Source organism: Streptomyces sp. NPDC031445 (assembly GCF_055581365.1).
Map to the genome: position 1 here is coordinate 1 of NZ_JBVIJO010000019.1, position 20,074 is coordinate 20,074.

A 20,074-nucleotide genomic window follows, 5' to 3' on the forward strand; every position below is an offset into this window, starting at 1 on the left:
CGCCTACGAGCACTTCGACGCCCGTGACGAGGGCTGGACCAAGGTCGTCCTGCACCCCGACGGACACGGCAACGGCCACAAGAAGTAGGGAGTCCAGGGCCGCCGCCCGCCTCCTCTCCCAGGACCGGGCCGGCCGGCGAACGGTGTCCGGCCCCGGCTCCGGCCGGGGCCGGACGGACAACTGCCGCCCGCGCTCCCGTCTCCGCCGTTGTCCACTCCGCACCTTCCGCCTCGCCCGAGTGGCCCGCCTTCCGTTCACCTCACCGCACGTGGGGAGCACTCATGAAGACAGACACCCGTTCCACCTCCCGCCTCCAGCACGATCCGCTCGTCCGCGGCCTCGGCTGGGCCAGCGCGCTCATGGGCGTGCCCCAGGTCGTCGCCCCGGCGGGCTTCTCCCGGGCCCTGGGCGTCGGCGACGCCTTCCGGCACCGCTCGGCGACGACCGCGGTCGGTGTGCGCGAGCTGGCGGCGGCGTCCGGGCTGCTGGGGCGACCGCATCCCGCCTGGCTCTGGGGCCGCGTCGGCGGCGACCTCATGGACCTGACGATGCTGACCCGGGCCCTGAGGAACCACAACGGTCGCGGTCTGGGCCGCACCGTCGCCGCGACCGCCGCGGTCACCGCCCTCACGGTCACGGACGTCTACGCGGCCGTGACCCGCACCCGTAGGAGCACTCCCATGGAACTGACCGCGACCACCACCGTCGGCCGGCCCCCGGACGAGGTCTACGCCCTCTGGAGGGACCTGGAGCGGCTGCCGGACTTCATGGCGCACCTGGAGGAGGTGCGCGTCACCGGCCCGCGCACCAGTCACTGGCGGGCCGGCGCGCCGTTCGGCAAGACGGTCGAATGGGACGCCGAGACCACGCAGGAAGTCGCCGGGCGGCTGATCGCCTGGCGGTCGGTGGACGGCGCCGACATCGACAACTCCGGCGAGGTCCGCTTCGAGCCCGCCCCCGGCGGCCGGGGCACGGAGATCCGGGTGACCCTGCGCTACGACCTGCCCGGCGGGGCGCTGGGCGAGGCCGCGGCGCGCTACTTCGGCGAGGAACCGCACCAGCAGCTGGACGACGACCTGCGCCGCTTCAAGCAGATCGCGGAGACCGGCGAGGTCGTCCGCTCCGAGGGCGCACCCGGCGGCAAGCGGGCCCGCCGGGAGTTCCCGCAGCACCCGGCCCGGCCGCTGACCGAGGACGAACTGAAGGAGGCCCTGGCATGAAGGCGAACTGCTGGACGGGACGCAACTCGGTCGAGGTGCAGGACGTCCCCGAACCCTCGATCCTGAACAGCCGCGACGCCATCGTGAAGGTCACCTCGACGGCGATCTGCGGCTCCGACCTCCATCTGCTCGACGGCTACGTCCCCACCATGCAAAAGGGCGACATCATGGGCCACGAGTTCATGGGGGAGGTCGTCGAGGTCGGCTCCGGCATCAGCGAGGGCACCCTGCGCGTCGGGGACCGGGTCGTCGTGCCGTTCCCCATCGCCTGCGGCGCCTGCGCGTCCTGTCGCGCGGAGCTGTACTCGTGCTGCGAGAACACCAACCCCAACGCGGGCATCTCGGAGAAGCTGTTCGGCCACCCCACCGCCGGTATCTACGGCTACTCCCACCTCACCGGCGGCTTCGCCGGCGGCCAGGCCGAGTACGCCCGCGTGGTGCTCGCCGACGCCAACGCCCTCAAGATCGAGTCGGACCTCACGGACGAGCAGGTGCTGTTCCTGTCCGACATCCTGCCGACCGGGTACATGGGCGCCGACATGTGCGACATCCAGGAAGGCGACGTCGTCGCCGTCTGGGGCGCCGGGCCGGTCGGCCAGTTCGCCATGGACAGCGCCCGGGTGCTGGGCGCGGAGAAGGTCATCGCGATCGACAAGGAGACCTACCGGCTCGACATGGCCGCCGCCCAGGGCTACACCACCATCAACTTCGAGGACACCGACGTACGGTCCGCCCTGCTCGAACTCACCGGCGGCCGGGGCCCCGACAAGTGCATCGACGCGGTCGGCCTGGAGGCCACCCACGGCGCCTCCCACGTCCACCTCTACGACCGCGTCAAGCAGGCGGTCCGCTCCGAGACCGACCGGCCGCACGCCCTGCGCCAGGCCATCCTGTCCTGCCGCAGCGGCGGCGTGGTGTCGGTCATCGGCGTCTACGGCGGGCTGATCGACAAGTTCCCGGCGGGCGCCTGGATGAACAGGTCCCTGACCCTGCGCACCGGGCAGTGCCACGTGCACAAGTACATGAAACCGCTGCTGGGCATGATCGAGCGGGGCAGGATCGACCCCACCCGGATCATCACCCACCGACTGCCCCTGACCGAGGCGCCGACCGGCTACGACCTGTTCAAGAACAAGAAGGACCACTGCGAGAAGGTCGTCCTCACGCCGTGAGGGGCCCGCGCCGATGACGGGCGCCATCCCGCTGACGACGTGGTGGCGACGGACGCGGGATGCGCGGGGAAGGGTGTGGCCGGCACGCCAGTAGGCTTACGCCGTACCGGCGCGAGCCCGGAACAAGCGACGCTCTCAGGATCGCGGGCGAGTGGGACTTCAGTGGTCCCCGTGTGGACCACAGCCCCCGCACGGCGCCCGCGCCCGGTACGCTGTACCCGCTCCGCCCCAGGTGGGCAGGGGTGAAGGTGGGTTGCCCGAGCGGCCTAAGGGAACGGTCTTGAAAACCGTCGTGGCGCGAGTCACCGTGGGTTCAAATCCCACACCCACCGCACGGGACAACGGCCCCTGACCAGCACCGCGGTCGGGGGCCGTCGTCATGCGCGACACCCCTCGGCGCCCGCTGGTTCCCGTCACCCCGTGGCGACCCCGCCCGGTCGTCGGTGTCCGGCCCTCACGGCCGGTGTCCCGTCAGCCGGGCCGCCGACGCGATCGTGGCGCGGGCCTCGCGTTCGGTCAGGCCGGTGTCGCGGGCGGCGGCCACGAGGGCGTCCGTCAGGGCGGGCCCGAGACCGTTCTCGTAGGCGCGGCAGGCCGCCCAGAACAGGCGGGTGTTGCGCTGCCCCTCGTGCGCGGCGAGCACGAACTGGACCAGCCCCTGGCCGTGGCCGCCCATGGCCGGACGGGTGGGGTGCGGCGCGCGGGGCGGGGGGAGTAGGAGCCGCAGGAGGGACGGCGGGCAGGAGGCCGGGGCGAGGTCGGCCGTGCCGGGCACGGCCGTGTAGACGCCGTGGTCGGTGCGGGAGCCGGGGCCGACGAGGTAGCCGCCGGCACCCCGGATGTCGATGCCGGGGGCGAGCCGCCCGGCCGAGTTCGGAACGACGGTGTCGGGCGGGCCGGTCAGCCACAGGTGGCGGCCGCCGCTGGGGGTGCGGACGACGACCGTCTCCGGGATCGTGAACAGGTGGCGCAGGGCCAGTTCCCGCAGGGCGGCCGAGGAGTCCGTGCCGGACTTGGTGTCGAGGTCGACGCCGATCAGGTGGTACGGGGGCAGCCCGCAGGCGATGCCGTAGCCGGTGGCCCAGGGTGCGGCGGCGAAGAGCTCGCGGATGCGGCCGGGGTCGGTGGAGGCGTCGTACACGCCGTGGCCGGAGCGGCCGCACTCGCCGTGGCAGGGGCGCCCCGCCGGGGCCGGGCCGTCGCGGTGCGGGGAGCGCAGGGCCGGGAGCTTCGTCCGGGACAGGGGGATCACGGCCAGTCCGCGTTCGGCGGCTGACAGGGCGTGCGCGAGGGCCAGCGTCGTGGCCTGCCGGTCGATGGTGGCCATGCTTCTATGTTCGTACACGCGTTCGAAAATGGGAAGGGCGGGACGGGGTGGCGCGCCGGGTGGCGGGCGGATCGGCCGGAAGGCGCCGGAACGATTCATCCCCTGTGTCGCTTGAGTTCGGCTTCTGGCGTCAAGCGTGGTCTGGAGGTGGATGCGGGGAAAAGCGGCGATGAGGGTTTATCGACTTGTCATCACGCTTGCGTGCGAATCGCGGCTTCCGGCGCGGTTCGCCGGTGATCCGGTGGGCAACTCTGGAGGCGCGACGTCGTCCACGACAGCCGGGGCGGTCGGCCAACCGTCCCGGCGACAGCCGATGGTTCACGCGCCTGCGGCCCCCGGGCCGCAGAGCGCTTGATTCTGGAGGAACACATGGCAAGCATCCGTACCGCCCGCGTACTCGCCGCCGTCTCCGCTCTCCCGCTCGCGGCCGCCCTCTTCGCCGGCGTCGCGACGGCGGACAACGGCGCCCTCGCGGACGACGGATCGAACTCGGGCGTGGCGGCGGTTCTCGGCAGCGGGGTCGGTGACGACAACAGCGGCAACTCGTCCACCACGAACCAGAACGCGGTCGGCTCCGGTGCCTCGAACCAGAGCAACACCGCCCAGGTCAACGGGTCCGCGTTCACGGCCATCCGGCAGGGCAACGAGAACATCCACGTCACCTTCACCCGCCTCTGGTGAGCCGGGGGCGAGGGCCCTCGTGAGGAGGGCCCTCGCGGGGTGTGCTCCGGGGTCGCGACACGTCGGCGCGGCGGTGCTTCGGTGCCGCCGCGCCGGCGTGTCCCCGGCCCGGACGACCGCCGCCGGCCTTGACAACCCACGCCGTCCGTCGGACGGTCGGAACCGTCCGACGGGATCAAGGGTGCCGGTGAGCGACGAGCGGGTGGAGGACGAGCCGGACGCGCGGCTCAGCGACCCCCACCCTGGTGACGGCCGGTACCGGGGTGCCGCATCCGGGCTGGTCCTGACGGCGGACGGCCGGCCTCCTCAGGGTCGTACCCGCAGACGGGCGCACCCGCACTCCACCTTCAGGAGGTGGAGGCAGCCCCACCCCTACAACCTGAGGGGGACTCGCCTTCGGGACCTGCGGCCGATCCGCGCCGCGGGCCGCGCTCCTAGCGTGGAGCCATGACCACACCCGTCTGCACCAGCGCCTCGGCCGCCGCACCCGGGCGGCGGACGCCCGCCTACCCGTCGTTCGCGTCGTACGTGCGGGCCCGTCAGCCGGTCCTGCTGCGCACCGCGCGCTCGCTGACCGCGAACCCGAGCGACGCCGAGGACCTGCTGCAGACCGCGCTCGCCAAGACCTACGTCGCCTGGGAGCGGATCGAGGACCAGCGGGCGCTCGACGGCTATGTGCGCCGGGCGCTGGTGAACACCCGGACCTCGCAGTGGCGCAAGCGCAGGGTGGACGAGTTCTCCTGCGACGAGCTGCCCGAGCCGGAGCCCGTGCCCGGCGGCGACGACCCGGCCGAGCGGCAGGCTCTGCGCGACGCCATGTGGCGGGCGGTCCTGCGGCTGCCGGCCCGTCAGCGGGCGATGGTGGTCCTGCGGTACTACGAGGACCTCAGCGAGGCCCAGACCGCGGAGGTGCTCGGCGTGTCGGTGGGCACGGTGAAGTCGGCGGTGTCCCGCGCGCTGGGCAAGCTGCGCGAGGACCCCGAACTGGAACTGGCCCGCTAGCGCCCGGGTGGGCGGCCCCCGGCCGGGATTTTCCTCGGCTCGGTGACCCGCCCCCTAGTGACATACCGCGCGGTATGTGCGCAGAATCAGCGCACCCCCCTACTACCGCGTAGGCAATGTCGCCCGGGAGGAACGCCGTGCTGGCCACCATGCAGGACGTACCGCTGCTGATCTCCAGGATCCTGACCCACGGGTCGACGGTCCACGGCTCGTCGCGGGTGACCACCTGGACCGGGGAACCCGAGCCGCACCGGCGCACCTTCGCCGAGATCGGGTCCCGCGCCGCCCAGCTGGCGCACGCCCTGCGGGACGAGCTGGGCGTGACCGGCGACGACCGGGTCGCCACGCTCATGTGGAACAACGCCGAGCACGTCGAGGCGTACTTCGCGATCCCGTCCATGGGCGCGGTGCTGCACACCCTCAACCTGCGGCTGCCCGCCGACCAGTTGGTGTGGATCGTCAACCACGCGGCCGACAAGGTCGTCCTCGTCAACGGGTCCCTGATCCCGCTGCTCGCGCCGCTGCTGCCCAAGCTGCCCACCGTCGAGCACATCGTCGTGTCCGGGCCCGGCGACCGCGCCCCGCTCCGGGACGCCACCGCCCGGGTGCACGAGTACGAGGACCTGCTCGCCGGCCGGCCGGCCGGCTACGACTGGCCCGAGCTGGACGAACGCCGGGCCGCCGCCATGTGCTACACCTCCGGCACGACCGGCGACCCCAAGGGCGTGGTCTACAGCCACCGTTCCATCTACCTGCACTCCATGCAGGTCAACATGACGCAGTCGATGGGCCTGACCGACCAGGACACCTCCCTCGTGGTCGTCCCGCAGTTCCACGTCAACGCCTGGGGCCTGCCGCACGCCACCTTCATGACCGGCGTCAACATGCTGATGCCGGACCGCTTCCTGCAGCCCGCCCCGCTCGCCGAGATGATCGAACGCGAACGGCCCACCCACGCGGCGGCCGTCCCGACCATCTGGCAGGGCCTCCTCGGCGAGCTGCACGCCGCACCGCGTGACGTCTCCTCCCTCACCCAGGTCACCATCGGCGGCTCGGCCTGCCCGCCCTCCCTGATGGCGGCCTTCGACGAGCTGGGCATGCGGGTCTGCCACGCCTGGGGCATGACGGAGACCTCCCCGCTCGGCACGGTCGCCCGCCCGCCGGCCCACGCGGCGGGCACCGACGAGGAGTTCGCCTACCGCCTCACCCAGGGCCGCTTCCCGGCCGGCGTCGAGGCCCGCCTCACCGGCCCCGGCGGCGAACGCCTGCCCTGGGACGGCGCGTCGGCGGGCGAGCTCGAGGTGCGCGGCCCCTGGATCGCGGGCGCCTACTACAACGGCCCCGGCGCCGAACCGCTGCGCCCCGCCGACAAGTTCAGCGAGGACGGCTGGCTGAAGACGGGAGACGTCGGCACCATCTCCCCCGACGGCTTCCTCACCCTCACCGACCGCGCCAAGGACGTCATCAAGTCCGGCGGCGAATGGATCTCCTCCGTCGAGCTGGAGAACGCGCTGATGTCCCACCCGGACGTCGCCGAGGCCGCCGTGGTCGCCGTACCGGACGACAAGTGGGGCGAGCGCCCGCTGGCCACGGTCGTCCTGCGGCCGGGCGCCACCGCCGACTTCGCGACCCTGCGCGCCTTCCTCCTGGAGGAGGCGCACATCGCCAAGTGGCAGCTGCCCGAGCGCTGGACGGTCGTGGAGTCGGTGCCGAAGACGAGCGTCGGCAAGTTCGACAAGAAGGTGCTGCGCCGCCGGTACGCGGACGGGCGGCTGGACGTCACCCGGCTCTGAAGCCCCCGCGGGCCGCCTCCCCGGAAGGAGACGGCCCGCGGACCCTCGCCGGGGACGGGGGCGCTAGTTCGTGCCGATCCGGGCCAGCAGGTCCACGATCCGCGACTGCACCTCACCGCTGGTCGACCGCTCGGCGAGGAACAGCACGGTCTCGCCGGAGGCCAGCCGGGGCAGGTCCGCCGGGTCGACGGCGGCGGTGTAGACGACCAGCGGGGTGCGGTTGAGCTGCCCGTTCGCGCGCAGCCAGTCCACGATCCCGGCCCGCCGGCGGTGCACCTGCATCAGGTCCATCACCACCAGGTTCGGCCGGAACTGCCCCGCCAGCGTCACCGCGTCGTTGTCGTTCGCGGCCCGCGCCACCTGCATCCCGCGCCGCTCCAGCGTCGCGGTCAGCGCGAGCGCGATCTCCGCGTGCTCCTCGATGAGCAGCACCCGCGGCGGATGCTGCTCGCTGTCCCGGGGAGCCAGCGCCTTCAGCAGTACGGCGGGGTCGGCGCCGTACGCCGCCTCACGCGTCGCCTGCCCGAGCCCGGCCGTGACCAGCACCGGGACCTCGGCGGCCACGGCGGCCTGCCGCAGCGACTGCAACGCCGTCCGCGTGATCGGCCCGGTCAGCGGGTCCACGAACAGCGCGGCGGGGAAGGCCGCGATCTGGGCGTCGACCTCCTCGCGGGAGTGCACGATCACCGGCCGGTAGCCGCGGTCGCTCAGCGCCTGCTGGGTCGTCACGTCCGGCGCGGGCCACACCAGCAGCCGGCGCGGGTTGTCCAGCGGCTCCGGGGGCAGCTCGTCGTCCAGCGGCTGCGGACGCGGGGTGTCCGCCACCTCCACGGCCCCGCCCGGACCGTCCAGCGGCTCCGGCCCCTCGGCGGCGTCGGGCCCCGGGGCGCCTATGGCGTACGACCGCCCGCCCCCCTCGGTGCCCTGCGCCGGCCGCGCCTGCCCGCCGAGCGAGGACTGCGGCGCGGGCGCCGGGGCGGTGGGCGAGGGGTGCGCCGGGGTCGGCTGCCCGGCGAGCGGGTTCTGGCCGCCGAGTGACGGCTGCCCGGCCGGCGCGGGGTGCGCGGGCGCGGGTTCGGCGGCCGGGTGCGGCCGGGCCGTCTGGTCCTGCTGCTCCTGGCCGGCGGGGGCCGGGTCGGGGCGCGTGCCCAGCTTGCGCCGACGGCCCGAACCGCCCGGCGCGTGCGGCGGCGGCGTCGCCGTCGGCTGCTGCACCTGAGCGGCCTGCCGCGCGAACGGCACGCCCTGCCCGAGCGTACGGACGCTGATCGCCCGCCCCTGCGTCGAGTCCGGGTCGACGGGGGCGCCACCGGCGGCTTCGGCGGGCAGCGGCATCGCGACCCGCTGCGGCCGGCCACCGGCCGGAGAACCGGGGGCGGGGACCCCGCTGCCGGAGGTGTCCCCGGAGCCGGGCCACTGCTGCGGGACGCCGGCGGCGGGGGTGCCCGGAGCCGGACTGGGGATCCCCGCGCCGGAGGTGTCCGCGGAGCCCGGCCACTGCTGCGGGACGCCGGGCGGCACCGGGGCGGCCTGGGCTCCCTGCGCCCCCGCGGGCGCCTGACCGGTGCCGGCCTCGGCGGGCAGCGGCAGCGCACCCGGGGACGCCACGGGCGCACCGGCGGCCGGGGCGCCCGGCTGGGCGGGAGTGAGGTGGGGCGCGGTGCCCTGGCCCTGCGGGGTCTGCCCGGGCACGCCCTGGACCGGCGTGCCGTGGGCGGGCGCGGGGTGTCCCGGCGCTCCCGGGGCCGGTGCGGCGGCACCCGGGTCCGCGGGCACGGCACCCTGCGCCGGGGCGGCGGGACCGGCCTGGGCGGGGTTGCCCTGCGCCGGAACGCTGTGCGCCGGGGTCCCCTGACCGGGGGCCGGCGGTACGGCCGTGCCCTGCGGGACCTGGCCGGAAGCAGCCGGTGCCGGAAGGGGCTGCGGCGGGATCTGCCCGGGGGCGGGAGCCACCGCCCGGGCGGCCTCGGCGGGCTGGGCCACGGCCCGGCGGCGCCGGCCGGTCGGTGCGCTGGTGGGATGCGGCTGCGGCGGGGTGTGGTCCTCGGCCTGGTCGAGCGGTACGGCGTCGTGCCGGCCGTCGTCACCCGCGACGCCCTGCGCGGACCCCGGCATCTGGGCGGCAACCCGCACCGGACCGGGCAACGGCCCGGCACCGGCCACCGGACCGGCGACGGCGGGCCCACCGGCGGCGGGACCGGCACCGGGGGCGGCCGGGGCGACGGCGCCCGGAGCCAGGGGTGCACCGGCGTCGGCACCGGGGCCTGCGGGCGCTGCGGCACCCGGAGGGACGGGGGCCGGGCCGGCGGGGGCCACAGGGCCACCGGCGGGAACGGGAGCACCGGGAGCCACCGGGGCACCGGCGGAAACACCGGGCTGCGGGCCGGCAGGCGCGACGGCACCCGGGGCGACGGGAACTCCGGTACCCGGAGCCACCTGACCCCCGGCGTGCGGAGGCACCGGGACACCGGTGCCGGGAGGCACGGGAACTCCGGTGGCGGGAGCGGCCTGGCCCCCGGCCGCGGGAGATCCAGGAGTCCCGGCAGCCCCAGGGGCCCCGACAGCCGGACCCGTACCGGTCCCCGCACCCGCACCCATGGCGTCGGCCGCGTGACCCTCCGGGCCCGGAACGTCCGGGGACCGGTCCGCCTCGGCCGGCGGCAGCGCGAAGACCGTGCGGGCGCCGCCCGCCTCCTGCGCCGCGGCCCGCTCCGCCGCGGCGGCCAGCGCCCGTCGGCGCCGTCCCGTCGGCTGCGCACCCTCGTCCGGGACCGCTTCGCCGCCCTGTGCCGGCACCGCGGAGGCACCCTCGGCCGGCAGCGCCCGCGCACCCGGCTCGCCGCCCGGCGCCGGAAGCGCCGGAGGCAGCGCGGCCTGCGGGGCGCCGGAGTCGCGGCGGGCACGGCGGCCCGCGGGCACGGGCACGCCCTGCGGCGGCACGGTGCCACCGAGTCCCGTACCCGAGGCGGCGGCCCCCGCGCCCTGCTCGGCCGAGGTCACCACGGACCCCTCGGACACGCCCTCGGCGTCGCCCGCGCCGGTGTTGTCCGCGGGCCGCCCGCGGCGGCGTCCGGTCCCGCCGGGCGCGTTCTCCGCGCCCTCGGCCGGGACCGCGGCACCCTCATCGAAGGGCGCGGCGGCACGCCGCCGGCGCCGTCCGGTCGGCGCGGGCCCCTCCGGATCACCGGCGTCACCCGCGCCGGCCAGGTCACTGTCCAGGAAGGAGTCCGTGGAGGACCGCCGGGCCCGCCGCCGTCCGCCGGCCGGACCCTGCCCGGCCGCACCGGCGTCGTCCGTGCCGCCCTCACCGCCGTCCGGCACCGGCACGGCGACCGCCGCCCCGGCCGTCGCCGCCCCTGCCGCGACCGCGCCCGCCCCGCCGCCGAGCGGTACTTCGAGCACGTACGCGCTGCCGCTCATGCCCGGCACCTCGTGCGTCTGGAGCACGCCGCCGTGGGCGCGCACGATCCCGCGCACGATCGGTTCGTGCACCGGGTCCCCGCCGGCGTACGGGCCGCGCACCTCGATCCGCGCGACCTCGCCGCGCTGGGCGGCGGCCACGACGACGGTGCTGTCCAGGTAACCGCCCGCCGAGACGGGCGTGTTGCCGGTGGCGTCGACCCCGGCGACGTCCGCCACCAGGTGCGCCAGCGCGGTGGCGAGCCGCCGGGGGTCGACCTCGGCCTCGATGGGCGGCGCGTGGACGGCGAACTGCACGCGCCCCGGCCCGATCAGCTCGACGGCTCCGTCCACACCGGCGGCGACGACGGCGTCCAGCATCACCTTCGTACGGGTGATGTCCTCGCTGCCGGCGTCCAGCCGCTGATAGCCGAGGACGTTGTCGATGAGGGTCGTGATCCGCGAGTAACCCGCGGAGAGGTGGTGCAGCACCTGGTTGGCCTCGGGCCACAGCTGCCCGGCGTCGTCGGCGGCCAGCGCGGACAGCTCGCGGCGCAGCTCGTCAAGCGGCCCGCGCAGCGACTGCCCGAGCAGCGTGAGCAGCTGTTCGTGCCGCCCGGCGAGGGCCTCGTACCGGTCCTTCTCCCGCTCGGCGAGCGCCGCGTACCGCTCCTCGCCCGCCGCCAGCTCCTCCGTGTGCTTCTCGCGCAGCTCCTCGACCTCGGTGACGTGCTGCTGGCGCAGCGCGGTCAGGTCGGAGGCGTGTTCCTCGGAGAGCCGTTCCAGCTCCTCGGCGTGCGCCTTCTCCAGCGCGGCCTTCTCCTCCACCAGGGCGTCGTACGGCCGCCGGTCGGTGAAGGTCATCACGGCGCCGACGAGCTGGTCGCCGTCGCGCACCGGCGCGGTCGTCAGGTCGACCGGCACCTTCCGGTCGCCCTTGGACCACAGCACCTGCCCCCGCACCCGGTGCTTGCGCCCGGAGCGCAGGGTGTCGGCGAGCGGCGACTCGTCGTACGGGAAGGGCGAGCCGTCGGCGCGGGAGTGCAGCACCAGCGTGTGCAGCTCCTTACCGCCCAGCTCACCGGCCCGGTACCCCAGTATCTGGGCGGCGGCCGGGTTGACGAGCACGATCCGTCCGTCGGTGTCGGTGCCCACGACACCTTCCGCCGCCGCCCGCAGGATCATCTCGGTCTGCCGCTGCGACCGGGCCAGCTCGGCCTCGGTGTCCACGGTCCCGGACAGGTCCCGGACCACGAGCATCAGCAGCTCGTCGCCGGTGTAGCCGTAACCGTCGTACGCCTGCTGCCCGTTCTCCAGGTTCGCGCTGGTGACCTCGACCGGGAACTCGGTCCCGTCGGTCCGCCGCGCGACCATCCGGGTCGGTTTGGTCCGTCCCGTGGGATCCATGTGATCGGGCCGCCGCATGGAGCCGGGGATGAGCCGGGAGTCGAACGCGGGCAGCAGATCGAGCAGCCCGCGCCCCACGAGAGCCGTACCGGGCGTCTCGAAGGCCTCCAGCGCGATGGTGTTGGCGTTGACGACGGTTCCGTTGGCGTTGACCAGGACCAACGCGTCCGGCAGCGCGTCGAGTATGGCTGCGAGGCGAGCAGCGCCTCGGGATGGCCTGCTGCTCACGAGACGCCTTCCTCCCTGTTACCGCACCTTGCCGACCGCTCGGGCCATCTTGCCAACCGGCCCGCGACGTGTCACGCGAGGGAGTCTAAGGGCACGGGTCCCGCCCGCGGCGCCGGATGAGAGGGAGGTCCCACGAGGAAGTGACGGCGAACGCGTGACCGTATACGCCGGCTCCCCCCTTCCTGCCCGGGACCTTTACGGAACCAATGCGTCCGTCCACCCCCCGCTACGCGGGCCCGCCCATGCGCGGCAGCAGGGGGACCATCCGGTCCCACCGCCCGATCTCGCACCCGTCGCCGCGGTCGTACGAGGCGTCCACCGGGCGTCCGGCCCAGGTCCCGGTGACACGGGCGGTGGCCGGGCCGCCGTAGAGCAGGGTGCAGGCGGTGCCGTCGGGGACCGGTGCGAAGGGGTCCCGCCCCCACCGCGTGTGCTCGTCGAGCACCCGGCAGGCCCCGGCGACGTCCGGATGCCGGCCCGCCCCGGGATGGCAGCGCAGCTCGTACGTCCCGTCCCGCCCCGCACCGGCGTGCCGGACGACGACGGTGAGGTGATCACCCTGGTCCTCCGGCCGGAGGGGCGGCGGCACGGCGCCTGCCGCGGCGGCGGGCACGGCGGCCAGGGGAACGAGGGAAGCGGCGACGGAGAGCGACGCGAGCAGAAGGCGCCGCCCGGCGCCCGGCAGCACAGAGTCCATGCCCCTTCCAACGCGCCCCCGCCCCGGACGTTGCGCCCGTCCCTCTCCCGGCCTCTCCTGCCGTCCGCCCCGCCGGAGGGGGAAGCCCTTTGCCCTGCGGCCCAGGTGCCTAGTACCGTGGGGGGCGATTGGTGACACGGCGCTCGACTGTGTCATCATCTGCACGCACCACTCGCGCGCTCGCGTGAGCGGTTGTGCTGGAGGCGTCGCCTAGTCCGGTCTATGGCGCCGCACTGCTAATGCGGTTTGGGCCTTAAAGCCCATCGAGGGTTCAAATCCCTCCGCCTCCGCCCCGATCCCGAAGCCCCGGTCCCCAGGACCGGGGCTTCGGCGTTCACCGGCCTCCGCCGCCTTCCCGCCCCCCTGCCGACGTTTTCGCAGGTCACAACGGGTGCGCGGATCGGATTTCACATGACGGCGGCAGTCATGTAATGTTCTTCCTGTCGCCGGGAGCGGGCCGAAAGGACCGGGAGCGGGGACAAAACAAAAGAACAAGCACTCGTAGCTTAACGGATAGAGCATCTGACTACGGATCAGAAGGTTGCAGGTTCGAATCCTGCCGAGTGCACACAGGTTAGAGGCCCCGGATCACTCCGGGGCCTCTTGCGTTTCAGGGGCGTACAGCAGCGAGGTACAGCAACGGGGTCTGGATCAGCCGGTCTCGGTCCCGGTACCGCCCATGGCGGCGGACAGCTTGCCGAGCGCGGCCCGTGCCTCTTCCTCGCTGGCTTCGGCGTAGACCTCCATCGTCATGGCGATCTGCGAGTGCCGCAGGATTCGCTGGGCGACTTTCTGGTGGACTTTCAGGGCGACGAGGAGCGAGCTGCACGTGTGGCGCGTGTTCCGTAGCGGGATCACCCGGAGGCCGGCGCGCCGGGCCCGCAGGGCGAACATGCGGGTGAGGTTCCCCGGCTCGATCGGCGTCCCGTACTTCGTGGTGAAGATCAGCCCGCGAGTGTCCTGCCACAGCTCACCGGCCGCCTTCCGGTCCCCGGTCTGCTGGGCACGCCGCATCCGGAGCGCCCGGAGGCAGAACTCGGGGAGCGGAAGGAAGTCGTCGGACTCCTCCGTCTTGGTCTCCCGGTGGAGGATCTGACGGCCCGCACGCTGGATCTGGTGATCCACGTACAGCTCACCGGCCTCGAAGTCGATCGGCTTCCAGGTCAGGGGGCAGAGGGCCAGGACCCAGGCCGCGAAGAGCGGATCTTCGCGAGCGAGGGAATCGGCGAGGATGCGCCCGGCCTCCACCACGGGCCAGGGCTTGATCCGGCGCCGCCGAGGTTTTGGAACCTTGACCAGGGAGGCCACGTTCTTGCTGATCTCCTCCTCGGTCACAGCGTGAGTGAGCGCGCCCGCAGGGCGTCTCGGGCGCCTGGACGACCCGCCGGGACGGGCAGGTCTCACAGCACTCCCCGACGGCACAGCACCGCTGCCGTGCCTTGGCCCGCTTGGCGTCCTTGCCCTGGGCGCAGCACTGGCAGATGCCGGCCAGCTTGGTCGACCACTCCCGGACGTCCCGGACGGTCAGCTTGTCGAGCCGCTTCCCGCCAAGGTGCGGGTTGATGCAGAGCCGCACGGAACCTTCGTACGACACGTACGAGAGCGGGGCCAGGTTGGGCTTCACGATCGACTCAAGGCGGCTCGCTCCGCTCACCGCGCGCGGCCCGACCCCCGGCCGGGCCTGTGCTCCTGTCTCCGCCCCGCTCCAGCCCGGCCGGCGCCCGTGCCGCGCACACAGCAATCAGCCGCCTGACGCCAGAGAAGGGGTACGTCGTGGCTGGGGCGGTCGGCTCCACGGCTTTAGGCAGCCACTTTGGCGCGAGCCTCGAAGATCATGGCCCCAACGTCGTGCTTTACCGGACAGGTCCACAGACTGCCCGACACGCCGCAAGCTTACGGAGCCATGATCACTCGCGCCAAAGCAGCTCCAGCCCAAAGCCGCTCCACCGACCTTTGGGTACCGCACCGGCGGAACAAAGCGCTTGACGCCGCTCGGTACCCGGCTGGACGGCCTCTCCCCGCTCACTCGTTCAGGTACTACTCGATCTGGCTTCCTGAAGTCGCTATCTGGCTGTTTCAGCAGATGAACTGGGGTGACAGTCGCGTCGGTCACCTCGTGGCACGGAAATCCCTGCGCGGGATGAGTGCCACATCCGCCCTGCTTCGCCGCACCCTGGGTCCTGTTCCAGGGTGTCTCGTACACAGGAGTGCCAGGAACCGGTCAAGGGATCGTCCCGATCGATCAGACACGACGCCGCGGAGGGCATGACATGACCAGCATCGGACACCTGCTCGCCTTCAAAACCGTCACTTGGGAAGACAAGACATCGGACTGCGACAAGGAGATCATCTTGGAGCAGGAAGTGCCTTTTGCCGACAAAATCGCCGAGGACGACAACGGCGAGCCGATCGTCGAAACATCGATCAAGTCCTTCGACCTGCGCTTCCTGAAGGAAAAGACTTACGACTGGGAATACGCGCTCGGGCGGGAGTGCGTGAAGACCGAGATCGTCAAGGCGAAGGGCAGAAACGCGAAGGTCAGGGCAACCATTCATCTGCGGCCCATGAACCCGACCGGCGCACAGTGGCTTGACTTCGGCTACTCGCTTCAAGTGCTCGTGACCGCCGCCTTGCGTCCCAGCACTTCCTGACCATCCGTCGCCGCGTCCAGCCAACACCAGCCGCCGGCAGATCACCGCCCCTCCCACCTACGGGCTGTCCTCCAGAGTCATGGAGACCGCGCCCAGGGTGGGAGGTGCTGACGCCTTAAGAAGCCGTAGTGCCCCTCCCGGACGACGTGGGAACCGCCGCAGCGGAGCTCAGCCAGAGCGGCCACGGACGCCTCGCCGCCGCCAACCAGCAGCCGTTCGAGTAGTTTCCGCTTCACGCCGCCTCCCACACCAGGCTCCTGCTGGACAGCAGCTGGATACAGCAACCACTGCGACCGGCTCCACCCAGAAGGTTGCAGGTTCGAATCCTGACGAGCGTACGGCTCACCGGTCTCGGAACCGATCGGCTTCCGGTCCGGGAGGAACTCCGGGGTGTCCGGCACCTCTTCGAACGCCTCCTCCACCCGGTGGCCGAGGCTGCCGAGGACAGACCGGGCCGCGCGTAGGAAGATGGAGAGCGGGCCGTGCGTGCCGAGCACCGGGTCGCCACCGTCCCGGGTCCGCCGCTTCCAGGCGGCCGTGAAGCCGCGGCGCGGCCCTTCGTACCGCCCCCCTCGCGCCGGGCAGGCGGCCGGGGCACTCGTCTCTCCCCCCCGCCGGACCACTGCCCAACGGGATCGCCACCCTGACCTCGGCCGGAGGCAGCCATGGGCGCAGTTCTCGGTGACGTGCTGGGTTTCGCGGCCGGTGTCGCGGTCAGTCCGCTTGTGGTCATCGCCGTCATCCTCATCCTGGCCACGCCCCGAGGACGTTTCAACGGCATCCTCTTCACCGTCGGCTGGATCGTCGGACTCTCGGCACTGGGCGCCGTGATGCTGGCGATCGCCTCCCCGGCGGCTGCCTCCGCGCACAAGCACCCGGCCACCTGGGTGGGAGCCCTCGAACTCGCTCTCGGCCTGCTCCTCCTGCTCTTCGGTACCCGGCAGTGGCGGCGGCGCCCGAAGGACCCCGCGCAGGCGAGGCTGCCGAAGTGGATGGGCGCGATCGACCGCCTCACGCCGGTCAAGGTCTTCGGACTCGGGACGGGCCTGGCCGCCCTCAACGCGAAGAACGCCCCGCTGACCATCGCCGCGGGGGCCTCCATCGGCTCGGCCGGTCTTCCGGTCGGGCAGCAGATCGCGTCCCTGGCGGTCTTCGTCGTGATCGCCACGCTCGGCCTGCTGGTCCCGCTCGGCGTTTTCCTCCTCGGAGGGGAACGGGCCAGGACCACGCTCGGGAACTGGAAGGACTGGGCCGCTCAGCACAATGCCGCCGTGATGGCCGTCCTGTTCTTCGTCCTCGGGCTGAAACTGCTGGGAGACGGCATCTCCGTCATCACCTCCTGACGGGCCGTGTCCGCAGCCGGCGGCGACACTGATCAGAAGGGTGACCCCGGCTGTGCCGGGGTCAGCACTCCTCGGCCGGGTCGTCGCGGTTCAGCTTCTCCAGGTACTCGTGGGCCAGGGCCGTGGCGCGGGTGAACCAGTCGGTGATGATCGCCAGTTCCTCCGGGGAGTAGTCGGAGAAGAGGGCCGTCAGGCGCTTGTAGTGGCCCGCGTACACCGCCTCGACGCGGGTGACTGCGTCCGGTACGGCGGCCACCCGGACCCGGCGGCGGTCGGTGGGGTCGGGGCGGCGGGTGACGTAGCCGGCGCGTACCAGGCGGTTGAGGATGCCGGTCACCGCACCCGTGGTGACGTGGGCGCGGGCCGCGAGGTCGCCCGCCGTCAGCAGGTCGTCGCCGGCCTCCAGGACGAAACCGAAGCAGGTCAGGTCGGTGACGTTCAGCCCCAGCCGCCGGGCCAGCTCCTGCTGTCCGATGAGGTGGGCGGCGATGAGGTGGTCCATCGCCGACAGCGCCTGGGCCTGAGTGGCGGGCGGGCGCGGCGTGCCGTGCATCTTTCGGGTTCCCTTAGTTCGTGAGATATTTGGAGTGTAAATTCCTTAGCCCGTGAGGGAACTGGGTTCGTCCCCTGGAGGCGGTTCCATGAGTCTGTACGACGAGGGTCACACGATCGCCGGCTGGACCGGCGTCGCCATCGCGACCGCGGGAGGCGCCGTGGCGGGGCTGGGCGTGTGTGCGGCCTCCCTCCCCGTGGCCGGCGCCGGGCTGGTCGTCGTGGCGCTGAGCGTCCTGGTGACCTGGGCCCTGCACCTGTCCGGCTGGGGCAAGCCGCCCGGGGTGCGGCCGCGCGAGCAATGGGGGATGCGGGTCCGGGACACGCGGGCGCGGGACGGGCACCCGGGGTGCGTCGGGTGCCGGCTGGCGGGACGGGGGCGGAAGAGGGCGGCCGGGGCGCCGGGCGCGGTGCCGGGCTCGGCGCCCGGTGCGATTCCTGCCGAATCGATCCCTCTGTCCCCCATCGAGTGAACGGGCTTTCTTCGAACGACAGTTGCCGACCGCCGACCCTAGCTTCCGGGGTGGAGGTGATGCTCGATGAACGAGCAGGACGACACCCCGTCGGAGCGGCCGGCGGGAGCGAAGCGGGACGCGATCGACATCAACGACTTCGTGTTCGCGGCCACGGGGGCGCGGGTGCGGAGGCTGACGCTGCCCAACGGGGAGCACTGGTTCCCGGCAGTGGACGTGGCGGCACGGCTGGGGTACTCCAACACGCGCGACGCACTCAAGTCGCACGTCGACCCCGGTTTGCAAATGAGCCTGACCGAGATTGCACAAGGCGTCGGTACAGCCGACACCTTGCGCAAACTAGCAGGTCACAGGCTTCAACGCTCGATGAAGATGGTGAACCTCAAGGGGCTCGTCCAGCTCGTCAACGCCTGCACCAAGCCCGAGTGCGGCCCCTTCAAGGCATGGGTGTGCGAGGTCATCGAGACGGTCCAGCGCGACGGTTCCTACTCGCTCGACCCCGCCCCCGTACAACCCGCCCCGGACGGCGCTACCGCGTACCTCGTGCCCCGGCAGGTCGCCGACGCGATCGTCCGGCTGGAGGAGCGGAACATCCGGGCGGACGAGGAGCTGGCGGTCGCGCGGATCGAGCGGATCGAGCAGATGCGCCGGACCAACGAGCACCTGGGCCGGCTCACCGGTCAACTGGACCGGACCAACGACCAGCTCGGCCGCGTCAACGACCACCTCGGGGCTCTCGTCGACCGGGTCGGTGGTGTGCACGACGTCCTCGGGCGGATCGCCGACACGCTGGACCTCGTCGCGGACCGGCTGCGGCCGTCCGGTCCCGTCCGTCCGGCGCCGACCCCTCAGCAGCTCCTCGCGACCTGGCGGGCGAAGAACCTCGTCGTCACCGAGGACGTGCACGCCGTGGCCGCCTACCTGGCCCCGGCGCTGGTGCGCGGGCCGGTGCACTGCCGGCTGGAGGAGGTCGCGGACCGGACGGGGCTCACGCTCGACCGGGTCCACGACTGCGTGCGCATGCTGATCAAGCGGGGTTGCATGCGGCAGACGGGAGTGGGGGCCGGAGGGATGCCGGTGTACGTGCTGCCGTAGCCGAGCACCGGAAGAAGAAGGCCCGAAGCCGCAAAACAGAGTTGCGGCTTCGGGCCTTCGCCCACCGTACCCCCACTCGTCGCCCTCGGGTGGTTGTCAGACCCACGTCCTACCCTCACGAGTGATGGCACAGGTCTGGAAGTGCGCGGGACTGCGGTGGGCGGCAGGTGGTCCGGTGCTGGAGTGGGACGGTGGGCGGCGCACTGCGCTGCCCCGGGGGAAGCGGGTCGCGTTCGCGGTGCCGGAAGGGGGCGTGCGCGGGTGCGTGGGGGCGCGGGGACATGCCTGTCCGGTGCGGGCCGTCGTGCCGGGGCGGAGTACGGGGGCCCGGTGCGAGGAGTGCGCGCGGCTGGACCGGGCGCACTCCGTGGCCGCCGACACGATCGCCGACGATCCACGGCCGTACCGCGTGTACCTGGCGTGGTTCGGACCGGGGATGGTGAAGGTCGGCATCACCGCCGTCGAGCGGGGTCCGGCGCGGCTGCTGGAGCAGGGCGCGGTCTGTTTCAGCTGGCTCGGCACCGGCCCGCTGATGGCCGCCCGGCGCACCGAGGAGCTGTTGCGGTCCGTGTTGCGGGTGCCGGACCGGATTCCGTACGCCGAGAAGCGGGCGGTGCGGTCGGCGCTGCCGGGGACGGAGGCGGAGCGGGCCGCCGAGGTGCGGGAACTGCACGCGCGGGCCGTCGCCCTCGCCGGGTGGCCGGAGTCCCTGCGGCCCGAGCCCTGCGAAGTGGTCGACCACGTCGGGGTCTTCGGGCTCGGTGCGGGGCCGGAGGCGTGCGGGGAGGTGGTCGCACTCGTGCCCGGCGCGGGTGTGAGCGGTGAGCTGGTCGCGGTCGCCGGACCCGACCTGCATCTGGCGGTCGGGGGCCACGGGGCCGTCGTGCTGGACACGCGGCTGATGACCGGCTGGGAGCTGCTGCCGGAGGACTCGGCGGCGGGCGGATGCGCCTTCCCCGTACGGGAGTTCAGGAGGGAGCCCGACGGGTTGTTCTGAACCCGTGGGTTCCCTGAGAGGCGCCTGTGCGTTTCT

Annotated in this window: 14 protein-coding genes, 3 tRNA genes and 1 pseudogene; 13 read left to right on the plus strand and 5 right to left on the minus strand. The window is 73.2% G+C overall.

Annotated features, from left to right (window positions below; all coding sequences use genetic code 11):
* Positions 1-282 precede the first annotated feature (282 nt).
* The 3 genes from ACZ5DC_RS36340 (at position 283) to ACZ5DC_RS36350 (ending at position 2,725) form a co-directional block, all read left to right on the plus strand.
* Entirely contained in the window at positions 283-1,221 is a 939-nt protein-coding gene (locus tag ACZ5DC_RS36340) for an SRPBCC family protein (RefSeq protein WP_468660051.1), read from the plus strand.
* Complete coding sequence (locus ACZ5DC_RS36345; protein ID WP_468660053.1) at positions 1,218-2,393, plus strand: zinc-dependent alcohol dehydrogenase; 1,176 nt, start codon at positions 1,218-1,220, stop codon at positions 2,391-2,393. The genes ACZ5DC_RS36340 and ACZ5DC_RS36345 overlap by 4 nt, the downstream gene beginning before the upstream one ends.
* 247 nt (positions 2,394-2,640) lie before the next feature.
* A tRNA-Ser gene (locus ACZ5DC_RS36350) sits at positions 2,641-2,725 on the plus strand.
* A gap of 122 nt (positions 2,726-2,847) precedes the next feature.
* On the opposite strand, the gene ACZ5DC_RS36355 is transcribed toward ACZ5DC_RS36350, so the two are convergent.
* Positions 2,848-3,720 carry a bifunctional DNA primase/polymerase gene (locus tag ACZ5DC_RS36355; protein ID WP_468660055.1) on the minus strand — a complete coding sequence of 291 codons (873 nt, stop codon included), beginning with the start codon at positions 3,718-3,720 and terminating at the stop codon, positions 2,848-2,850.
* Positions 3,721-4,089: 369 nt separating this feature from the next.
* Between ACZ5DC_RS36355 and ACZ5DC_RS36360 the strand changes: the two genes are divergently transcribed.
* The 3 genes from ACZ5DC_RS36360 to ACZ5DC_RS36370 all read left to right on the plus strand — a co-directional run bounded on the left by ACZ5DC_RS36360 (position 4,090) and on the right by ACZ5DC_RS36370 (position 7,196).
* Positions 4,090-4,401 (plus strand): hypothetical protein, encoded by a 312-nt coding sequence (locus tag ACZ5DC_RS36360; protein ID WP_468660057.1) that lies wholly within the window; start codon positions 4,090-4,092, stop codon positions 4,399-4,401.
* A gap of 447 nt (positions 4,402-4,848) precedes the next feature.
* Positions 4,849-5,403, plus strand: a complete 555-nt coding sequence (locus tag ACZ5DC_RS36365) for a SigE family RNA polymerase sigma factor (protein ID WP_468660059.1) — start codon at positions 4,849-4,851, stop codon at positions 5,401-5,403.
* A 137-nt stretch (positions 5,404-5,540) separates the two neighbouring features.
* Entirely contained in the window at positions 5,541-7,196 is a 1,656-nt protein-coding gene (locus ACZ5DC_RS36370) for a long-chain fatty acid--CoA ligase (protein WP_468660201.1), read from the plus strand.
* 63 nt (positions 7,197-7,259) lie between these two features.
* Here ACZ5DC_RS36370 and ACZ5DC_RS36375 read toward each other — a convergent pair whose 3' ends face one another.
* Positions 7,260-12,230, minus strand: coding sequence for a hybrid sensor histidine kinase/response regulator (locus ACZ5DC_RS36375; RefSeq protein WP_468660061.1), 4,971 nt, complete (start codon positions 12,228-12,230; stop codon positions 7,260-7,262).
* A gap of 226 nt (positions 12,231-12,456) precedes the next feature.
* Positions 12,457-12,927: an SSI family serine proteinase inhibitor gene (locus ACZ5DC_RS36380; RefSeq protein WP_468660063.1), complete on the minus strand. Its 471-nt coding sequence runs from the start codon at positions 12,925-12,927 to the stop codon at positions 12,457-12,459.
* Positions 12,928-13,126: 199 nt separating this feature from the next.
* Here ACZ5DC_RS36380 and ACZ5DC_RS36385 point away from each other — a divergent pair.
* Both ACZ5DC_RS36385 and ACZ5DC_RS36390 read left to right on the plus strand, forming a co-directional pair.
* Positions 13,127-13,217 (plus strand) — tRNA-Ser (locus ACZ5DC_RS36385).
* Between the two features lie 205 nt (positions 13,218-13,422).
* A tRNA-Arg gene (locus ACZ5DC_RS36390) sits at positions 13,423-13,495 on the plus strand.
* 83 nt (positions 13,496-13,578) lie between these two features.
* Here ACZ5DC_RS36390 and ACZ5DC_RS36395 read toward each other — a convergent pair.
* Positions 13,579-14,563: pseudogene (locus ACZ5DC_RS36395) on the minus strand (site-specific integrase); the annotation flags it as partial.
* A gap of 634 nt (positions 14,564-15,197) precedes the next feature.
* On the opposite strand from ACZ5DC_RS36395, the gene ACZ5DC_RS36400 reads away from it, so the two are divergent.
* Positions 15,198-15,578: a hypothetical protein gene (locus ACZ5DC_RS36400; protein WP_468660065.1), complete on the plus strand. Its 381-nt coding sequence runs from the start codon at positions 15,198-15,200 to the stop codon at positions 15,576-15,578.
* A gap of 665 nt (positions 15,579-16,243) precedes the next feature.
* Positions 16,244-16,921, plus strand: a complete 678-nt coding sequence (locus tag ACZ5DC_RS36405) for a GAP family protein (protein WP_468660067.1) — start codon at positions 16,244-16,246, stop codon at positions 16,919-16,921.
* Between the two features lie 61 nt (positions 16,922-16,982).
* On the opposite strand, the gene ACZ5DC_RS36410 is transcribed toward ACZ5DC_RS36405, so the two are convergent.
* Complete coding sequence (locus ACZ5DC_RS36410; RefSeq protein ID WP_366752701.1) at positions 16,983-17,474, minus strand: MarR family winged helix-turn-helix transcriptional regulator; 492 nt, start codon at positions 17,472-17,474, stop codon at positions 16,983-16,985.
* A gap of 88 nt (positions 17,475-17,562) precedes the next feature.
* Here ACZ5DC_RS36410 and ACZ5DC_RS36415 point away from each other — a divergent pair, with 88 nt between their 5' ends.
* The 3 genes from ACZ5DC_RS36415 to ACZ5DC_RS36425 all read left to right on the plus strand — a co-directional run bounded on the left by ACZ5DC_RS36415 (position 17,563) and on the right by ACZ5DC_RS36425 (position 20,038).
* On the plus strand, positions 17,563-17,946 hold the full coding sequence (locus ACZ5DC_RS36415; protein ID WP_468660069.1) for an HGxxPAAW family protein: 384 nt from the start codon (positions 17,563-17,565) through the stop codon (positions 17,944-17,946).
* 66 nt (positions 17,947-18,012) lie between these two features.
* Entirely contained in the window at positions 18,013-19,041 is a 1,029-nt protein-coding gene (locus ACZ5DC_RS36420; protein ID WP_468660071.1) for a BRO-N domain-containing protein, read from the plus strand.
* 124 nt (positions 19,042-19,165) lie between these two features.
* Entirely contained in the window at positions 19,166-20,038 is an 873-nt protein-coding gene (locus ACZ5DC_RS36425; protein WP_468660073.1) for a DUF2797 domain-containing protein, read from the plus strand.
* Positions 20,039-20,074: the final 36 nt, after the last annotated feature.